Source organism: Methylotenera oryzisoli, from assembly GCF_004661485.1.
Lineage (GTDB): Bacteria > Pseudomonadota > Gammaproteobacteria > Burkholderiales > Methylophilaceae > Methylotenera > Methylotenera oryzisoli.
This window is the reverse complement of the sequence record NZ_PQVH01000007.1, coordinates 20919-28855: the sequence shown is the minus strand read 5'-3', so window position 1 is coordinate 28855 and position 7937 is coordinate 20919. Positions and strand designations below refer to the sequence as shown.

General features: G+C 44.7%; 10 protein-coding genes. All 10 read right to left on the bottom strand.

Features of this window, described 5'->3' with window-relative positions; all coding sequences use genetic code 11:
- Positions 1-91: 91 nt before the first annotated feature.
- A complete protein-coding gene (locus tag C3Y98_RS04600) occupies positions 92-1291 on the bottom strand; it encodes a phage major capsid protein (RefSeq protein ID WP_135276940.1) in 1200 nt (399 codons plus the stop codon).
- Between the two features lie 84 nt (positions 1292-1375).
- Positions 1376-2152 carry a head maturation protease, ClpP-related gene (locus C3Y98_RS04595; protein WP_135276939.1) on the bottom strand — a complete coding sequence of 259 codons (777 nt, stop codon included), beginning with the start codon at positions 2150-2152 and terminating at the stop codon, positions 1376-1378.
- A gap of 15 nt (positions 2153-2167) precedes the next feature.
- Positions 2168-3463, bottom strand: a complete 1296-nt coding sequence (locus C3Y98_RS04590; RefSeq protein WP_135276938.1) for a phage portal protein — start codon at positions 3461-3463, stop codon at positions 2168-2170.
- Between the two features lie 8 nt (positions 3464-3471).
- Complete coding sequence (locus C3Y98_RS04585; RefSeq protein WP_245234320.1) at positions 3472-5199, bottom strand: terminase large subunit; 1728 nt, start codon at positions 5197-5199, stop codon at positions 3472-3474.
- On the bottom strand, positions 5159-5620 hold the full coding sequence (locus tag C3Y98_RS04580) for a phage terminase small subunit P27 family (protein WP_135276937.1): 462 nt from the start codon (positions 5618-5620) through the stop codon (positions 5159-5161). Before C3Y98_RS04580 ends, C3Y98_RS04585 begins: the two co-directional genes overlap by 41 nt.
- A 136-nt stretch (positions 5621-5756) precedes the next feature.
- Positions 5757-6071, bottom strand: a complete 315-nt coding sequence (locus tag C3Y98_RS04575; RefSeq protein WP_135276936.1) for an HNH endonuclease — start codon at positions 6069-6071, stop codon at positions 5757-5759.
- Between the two features lie 93 nt (positions 6072-6164).
- Positions 6165-6581 carry an antiterminator Q family protein gene (locus C3Y98_RS04570; RefSeq protein WP_135276935.1) on the bottom strand — a complete coding sequence of 139 codons (417 nt, stop codon included), beginning with the start codon at positions 6579-6581 and terminating at the stop codon, positions 6165-6167.
- Positions 6582-6583: 2 nt separating this feature from the next.
- Positions 6584-6790: a hypothetical protein gene (locus tag C3Y98_RS04565; protein ID WP_135276934.1), complete on the bottom strand. Its 207-nt coding sequence runs from the start codon at positions 6788-6790 to the stop codon at positions 6584-6586.
- The gene (locus tag C3Y98_RS04560; RefSeq protein WP_135276933.1) at positions 6790-7041 is read right to left on the bottom strand and encodes a hypothetical protein; all 252 of its coding nucleotides are present in this window, start codon (positions 7039-7041) and stop codon (positions 6790-6792) included. The genes C3Y98_RS04565 and C3Y98_RS04560 overlap by 1 nt, the downstream gene beginning before the upstream one ends.
- Complete coding sequence (locus tag C3Y98_RS04555) at positions 7041-7874, bottom strand: helix-turn-helix domain-containing protein (RefSeq protein ID WP_135276932.1); 834 nt, start codon at positions 7872-7874, stop codon at positions 7041-7043. Before C3Y98_RS04555 ends, C3Y98_RS04560 begins: the two co-directional genes overlap by 1 nt.
- Positions 7875-7937 lie beyond the last annotated feature (63 nt).

The following is a 7937-nucleotide window of genomic DNA, read 5'->3' as shown; positions in this document are numbered from 1 at the left end:
TGGTCGGCTGCGGCTTGGTTTTTTTCTCTCGCCATTTTAGGCTCCATAAAAAAATAAAATGTTAGATTAGGAGGCCTAAGCCTCCACTAAATTAGGTCGCTGAGTTGACGTAAACTTTTACTGCATTCACATCAACCAAGTTACCGCCAGAACGCTGCCAGCCGCAGAAACCTACTTGGTTATTTAGCGCGAATGCAGAGTCGTCAAAGCGTTTGATCATGGTTGAATTAGCCACATCACGGATGATGTAGCTGCTGAAATCACCGAATGCGATTGATTTTGCATTGGCAGCCATCACAGCAACATCATCATTAGTTAAAACCGGGAAGCCAAGTAATGTATCAGGAGAGCCTTCTGTAACGGAGGGAACCCAAATTGGACGGCCTGTTGTATCTTTGATTTTTGATACCACAGCAATACTCAAGTCATTCAACATGAATTTAGCATTCTGACGATATGCACGATTTACTGAATGTTTAAGATCAACCAAGTCATCATAAGTAACAGTTAATGTTTGACCGGTTGTACCTGTTTTACCAACACCAGCACGAGGGATTACACCATCAGGCAATGTTGTACCAGCACCTGTTGTAAAGTGGGTATTTTGAATGCGAGCGATACGTGTAGCTAGGCGTTTAACTACAAAATCAATCACATCAATTGCTGAGTCTTGAATCAACTCTAATGGCAGTGCAATTTTCAATGAAGTGTAATTAAATACATTCAGATTTGCAGCGCCAAAAGTGATATCACCACCGCCAGCAGGGCCGTTTTGTGCAACGATTGCACCAACTTCAGTAGTGCCGTCACTTGTTGGATAGCTCCAGTTCTGACCATTCTCTGTGGTAATGATTTGTGCCACATCACGCATACCACCGTATGCTTTCAGCCTGTCAATTACCATTGATGCTACTTGTGCAGGGACCGTATAGCCACCCTCACCTGGGGTAGTGGTAGACATTGCATTGCGTATCGCTAAAGCCTGCTCAGCTGACACGTTATTACCAAAGCGCATATAAAGTGCGACCGCAGTTAAGGCGTCGATGGTCATATCACCATCTTTTTTAGCTGGCGTATTACCAGCAGCATTAAAGAAGTCATCAGCTTCTAAAGCGCGCATTTTCTCAGCGGCTTTTACCTGATTTTTTAATGCTTCAATTTCGTTGGTGTATCCGTCAAAAGTAGCTTGCTCTTCTTTTGTCCAGGTCTGATCACCCTTATCGGCAAGCAGTTTGTTAGCTAAATTGGCGAGGTTACTAATTTTCTCGCGCATGGCTTGAATGTTGTTCATACCGTTTCCTTAAAATGAAAAAACCCGCGTGAGCGGGCTGGTGTTTGAGGTAAACGACCTCATGCGTTTTTATGCGCGAGAGCGCTATAAAGCGGTTAGCAATTGCAGTTTATTTTTATTAGCAGCAGACATAAAAAAACCAGCCGGAGCTGGTTCTGTCTTTTCTACGATCAATTCGTTTGCAGTTGGCTTATCTGTTGGGTTTAAATGTTCTTTTTGCAGCAAAGCTTGTGGTGTTTTATCAAAAGCAGCTAGGTTCCATGTATTTTTAGCAGTGTTTTTCGATGTTTTATCTTGCTTAATGCTATCAATAAAGCCGTTATCTAGCGCCTCTTGCGCGGTAAACCATGTTTCTGCATCCATCATATCTATGATTTCAGCAGCGTCTTTACCCGTTTTTTTGGTGTAATCAGCAACAATAGAACCTTCAATTTTCTCTAAAAGGTCGGCAGTTTCACGTAAGGCAGTTTTATCACCCCAAGCTAACCCGCTCGCGTTGTGGATCATAAAGAACGCACCGTCTGACATTTCTACCGTATCGCAAGCCAGCGCAATATTTGTTGCAGCACTGGCACACAAGCTATCAATATGCGCGATAGTTTTGCCTTTAAAGCGCTGAATTTCAGCCATGATGGCGCGACCTTCAAATACGCTGCCACCAGGACTATTGATATAAACATTGAGCGTTTCAGCATCACCAGCATGAGCGATTGCATCGGCTACACTTAGCGCAGAAACGCCCCAGTACGCATCAATCACATCATAAATATACAAACTAGCTTCATTTGCATTTTTAATCAGGTTAACTGGTGTTTTTTCACGCGCTGCATTATCGCGATAAAGTTGCATGATTTTATTCATTTTCCTAGCCTTTAGTTACTCTTTAGGTTTAGCTTGTAATGTACGTGGGTCAAAAATTTCATCAGAAGCCCCACCTTTAGGTGCAAGCCCTTTTGTTTTTCTCACTTCATCAACTGACATCCAGCCTTGCCCTGCGCCTGGGCCACCCAATGCAGCACGGTAATAAGCTGCTTGTGCAGCGCTATCGCCTTCAATGAGAGCTTCGCGGTCAAACTGAATAATCTTGCTGGCAGCACGCGGAAATAATTTACGGTTAAGTTCTTGCTCGATACGCACCAAGTGCGGCTGTAGCGTGTAAGTTACAAACGCACGGCTCATGGCTTCAATACCGCTACCCCAACTGGTGCTTGCACTTGTCTCACCAATCATATGTGGCGGCACGCCAAATGCACGGGCAATATCCACTACCTGAAACTTACGCGCCTCAAGCAGCTGAGAGTCCTCAGCGTTTAAGCTAATCTCTTTAGCAGTCACACCTTCAGTCAACACCAAAGGTAAGCGATGAGCGTTATCAATGCCAGAGTATTTCTGAACAAACGCATCACGCAAATCTTTTGCCTGATCAGGGCCCATTTTATGAGCTGCTTGCAAAATAATGGATGGGTGAGCTCCATTGGCAAAGAATTTACCGGAGTATTCATCCATTGCCATCGCATTACCTACAGCAGATCGTGCAGCATGGCTAATTACACTCATGGACTTAAGCCCATCAAAACCAAAACTAGGAAAATGCAATACGTCTGCAGGGTCCAGCCAGGTAGTAATGTTGTAATCTGGCAGATTAATATAATAGCGAACGCTGCCGTCCTTTTGCCTACTAGGTAAAACACTAGACCACGGCATTGGCAATATCTCTTTAATGCCGCCTGTAATAGTTCTACGTATCCATGCAAACGCATCACCACGTAGCAATTGCGAGGCACTTACACCTTCCCAATAACTTGCTGCAGTAAATTGCTCAGTAGGTTGTTCATTCAGCTTATACCAAAGGTCATCACGCGGCTGACGGGCTTTAATGTCGCCATCAGTTTTATAAATATGCAGCGGCAATGTAGAGATTGCACCAGCAATTTTATTGACGCACGCATAAACAGCTGCAACACGCATTGCTGATGCTGGCGTCACATTCATACCTGATGCAGATGGATTAACGCCAAAAGCTTCGTAAATATCCTGACCATAACTAGCAGAATTGTTATAATTGGGCGCAGGAGAACGCAAAGCCTCACGCTCACGCTTCCAGTTAGTCAAAATAACACTACCCTTTTGACCAACCATATCTGCGTCATACCAATTTGAGGTTTGTGTCATAAATTTACCTATAAAACAACGAAGCCCTGCGTAATTTGCGAGACAGCAGCACCACTTAACGAGGTGCCGGCCGCCATAATCGCCGCAACAATCCCATCCACACGACCAGTTGCTCTTTCTTTTGTAACCTTCCTGTTGCCAGCAGGGTCAGTGTCAATTACCGCATTGGCTGCACACCAAGTTAATACTGGATTTGCATCGTGCTTTACCAGCTGATCAACCAGCACGCGCTCAAGTTCATCGACCGCTGGGGCCATATCTTTGAAACCTTGACCAAACGGTTTGAGTGGCGCAAGTATTGAACCTTCCTGCTCAATTTGAGCTTTCAAATCCTCAATACGCCAACGGTCATAAGCAATCTCTTGAATGTCGTAAGTTGCCGACAGCTCAATTAACTTATGCAACACAGCTAGTTTGTTTATGGCCCTACCAGGCAGCGCGTTTAAAAAGCCAGATGTTACCCATGCACGATAAGGCACTCTGTCTTTATCTTCTTTTTCAGTCAGCCCATCAGCTGGTATCCAGAAAAATGGCTTAATTCTCCAAAATTTATCATTAAAAGTAGGCTCAAACAGCAATACAAACGCTGTTAAATCTTGAGTGCTTGAGAGGTCTAATCCACCCCAGCACGGCCTATTAAGTAGCAATGACTCATCAAATTCAGGCTCAGGTGCACAACCAAACCAAACTTCACTGCCAATCCATGGGTTTTCAGCCTCAGTCCACTGACAAAAATTAAGCCTGCGAACAATCGCCTCTTTACTCGGCATGCCTCGTGCAGATGTCACTTGCTCGCGCAAATACTTAATGCCTGGTATTCCATGTTTCAAACTTGGGTTAGCCTTGTACCAACTCTTTTCATCTTTAAAAGGGTCATCGCCCTCATCTACTGCGCAGACATAGCCAAAAATACTGTCATCCACCAATGAGCCTGCGCAAACCTTGTTCACATAGTCATGGTAATGCCAGCACACCGTAGTTTTATTAGCGCCTGAGTTTGTGATCATCACAATCAGCGCTTGGCGGCGGCTCTTTGTACCAGCCCGCATCATCTCAACTACCGTTGGCGTTTTATGCTCATGAATCTCATCGAGCAGCGCAATGTGTGGACGTGGCCCTGACTGGCCATCATCAGCACTTACCGGCCTAAAGAAACTACCTGTTTTGTGATACGCAAGATTCCAAACACTTTGACCGGTACCGGACTTTACTAACCGCTCAGCCAACGCTGGTGATTGGTCAACCATTGCCACGGCATCACGAAACAAAATCATTGCCTGGTCTTTTTTGGTTGCTGCAGCATATATCTCAGCACGCGGCTCATTGTCCGCCATCATTCCGTATAGACCAATGCCAGCCGCTAACGGGCTCTTACCAGAACCCTTTGCGGTTTCAATGTAAGCAACCCTAAATCTGCGGTAGCCATCATCAATATTCTTCCAACCAAACAGCGAGCCAACAATAAAGCACTGCCAATCAAGCAACTCATAAGGCAAGCCTTCATACTCACCGCCATTGAGTCGCAATACATCGCGATAAAAACCAATCGCACGATTAGCTGCTTCAAGGTCGAAAAAAAAGCCGCGAGAAGCGGCTTGTTCTAAATCATTTAAGTGTCTTTGGCATGCATCACGGACATGCGGACCAGCTACAGTCTTACCAGATACAACGCTTTTTGCATAAGCGGTTACTGGGTCAGAAATACGCTTTCGCTGGGTCGGGTTTTTCGTTGCCAAATAAATCACCTTGCGGTTGTATTGCGATACGGGTACGTGCAGCAGGGCTCATGCCAAACTGCTGAAACACCGCCATCGCTTGTTTGAAATACATGCTCTGCGCGATTAACTTCTGACTAAGTGACTCACCGCCCTTTGAACCGTAAACAGTAAATTCACTTCCAATTTCTAGCGTTAATTTACGGTAGTTTGAAATCGCAACACATCCAGCTTCAAGCGCTGGGATATCAAGCTCAGTCAATACTTTTGCAGCTCTCAGTTTCGGTGCAATTTCATCCCAGATTTGCTTAACACTTTCAGGTAGCCAATCTGGCGCGGTTAGATCATTCAGGTACGCTGGGTCTGGCTCATGATTATCTAACGAGCGCTTACCCTTGTTACCTTCAACAAGTTTTAAGTGGGTTGGTTTTTTCGGTCTCATTTTGATGAAGGATTAGCTTAACTGGTTCATCACCAACTAATACCCCCCCTATCGAGTTATGCGGTTATGCAAAAAAAGGGGGGCAATCGGTCTAGAAGCTAAAAGTTGTAGACTTTTACCGCCCCTCCCTATTCATTTACGTGTTCCAGTGATGCTTCTTATCAACCGGAACACCACTGATATCACATCCAGCTTCTACACCAGACTTCTCTAGTCGCTGCTTAAAGCTACTATGGCAATTAGTACAAAGACTTTGCCAGTTCTCACTATCCCAAAACAGCTTCATGTCACCACGGTGCGCCACGATATGGTCAACCACATCAGCGACAACAACATAGCCACGCTTGGCACAATCAACACATAGCGGATGTTTTTTTAAATAAGATTCACGTGCCTTCTGCCATTTATACCCATAACCCCTTTTGGATGAGGATTCACGTTGGTTTTGCATAGATGACAGGCAATAAAAAAGCCCACTCTCGGTGGGCTTGGATGCAGTAATGCACAGATTAGCCAAAACTATACAAAAAAGTCTAAATGGCTGTCAAGCATATTTTTTAATTTTATTTAAATTAATTTCTGAGCTAGGTATTTTTAACCCACAAGACAGATCATTCAGCCATCCAAGAATCAGGTTATGAGCGATATCAACTTTGTTGTAATACGTCTGTTTGCTACAACCTATGCCGCTTATCTTGGCAGCAACGCTTAAGTCATTACGGCGATAGTGTGCATAGATCACAGCATACAACTCTGGGCGCTCAACATTCAATGCTTGCACGCAAGAGTCAATCTCAATGGCACCCTCATTCAACTCTGGAGTGTAGTCAGTATCGCTAGTGCTAGGCGCCTGGTTAAGAAAGGCTGATTGCTTTGACCAACCAACACCTCCATCTAACCCACGATCTGCCCAATGCGCCCAGTTACACATTCTTGAAACTAAATAGCTATCTAGCGCCATCCCTAACCCCTCTCACTAAACCATTTGCAACGATGCCCAACATTAGGCACACCCTTTTGAAACTGATTACGACTATCACCACAAAGACTTTTATTTAAAACTTCTTGATAAGCCCCGCAGGCTCTACAACCTAACGCATTCATCTGATCATATTCAACGATGTTTGCTGGGTCGCCATACATGTGAGCAGGCAATGCATTACTGTTCATCACTTCCCCTTACTACCACTAACGTTGATAACAGACTTGCAACTCAAAAAACTAACTGGAAACTCTTTCATCACTTGAGGCTTCACCCCAAAGGTCACTACCACACCGTTTACAATCTCTTCCGCATAAATGGCTGGCCTGCCCTTCATTGACTGCCTAATTTGTGCATTCACAAGCTCAGTACCAAACACCTCACGCAGCTCATCAATCGCTTGCGCTGTGGCTGGCATAGACTCTCTCAAGCTTGCCACTAGGCTGCACCCCTCAAGCCAATACCCAATGAATTTTTTAACCTGGTACGGTAATCACTCATGCTCTCACCAGCCCTTGCAGCTATGCCAACCTCACGGCCCTTTGCTATCACACCTTCATCGGTCATTAGCCAGCTGTTGTCTGTTTTTGGTTTAAGCTCATTGCGGATAATTGCATCCAGGTAACCAGCTGCAATCTTTTCAGGCCAAGGTTTGTTCTGTCTGGCAAGCTGCACGCATTGGTCAATGAGCTCGTTAGGAATTTTTTCAGCAACCCATTTGAGCAAAATTGGATTAATGCTGGTAACTGCAACGTTCAATTTAATCAAACGACACGCAAGCAACCCTTCAGGCTTAGCAGAAGTTTGATTTGCTAACGGAGCTTTCTCGCGCGGTGTTGTTTCTTGATGGTTATTGATGGTTAATGATGGTTGGTGTGACATAGCTATGTCACCCGTAAGTGCATCATTTGTCACCCCAATGGTCGGATTTGTCACCCCAACTGCATCATTTGTCACCCCAATGTCGGGTGTAATTTGGGGTGACAACTTGTCACCCTTAATCCAACTCTCACTAATTTTGTAGGAGTTAGCTACACCACGAATTGAGTTACCAGAACTCACACGCACTAACCAACCAATATTGACAAACTTCTGAAGCAATCTAATGACTGTACGCTCGCTAATTCTGGCCTTTTTTGCTAGGTTCTCATGCCCAGGGTAAATATGCGTGCCATCATCGTGAGCGTGATCTGCCAGCGCCAGTGCAAGCACTAAATCATTACCCGCATAGGGGAACCTCTCAAACACCATACTCATAATTTTTACTGACATTTTTTAATCAACCTCCACACCAAATAATCAATTTTTTAACGGAAATTGCGCCGCCAAATTTCC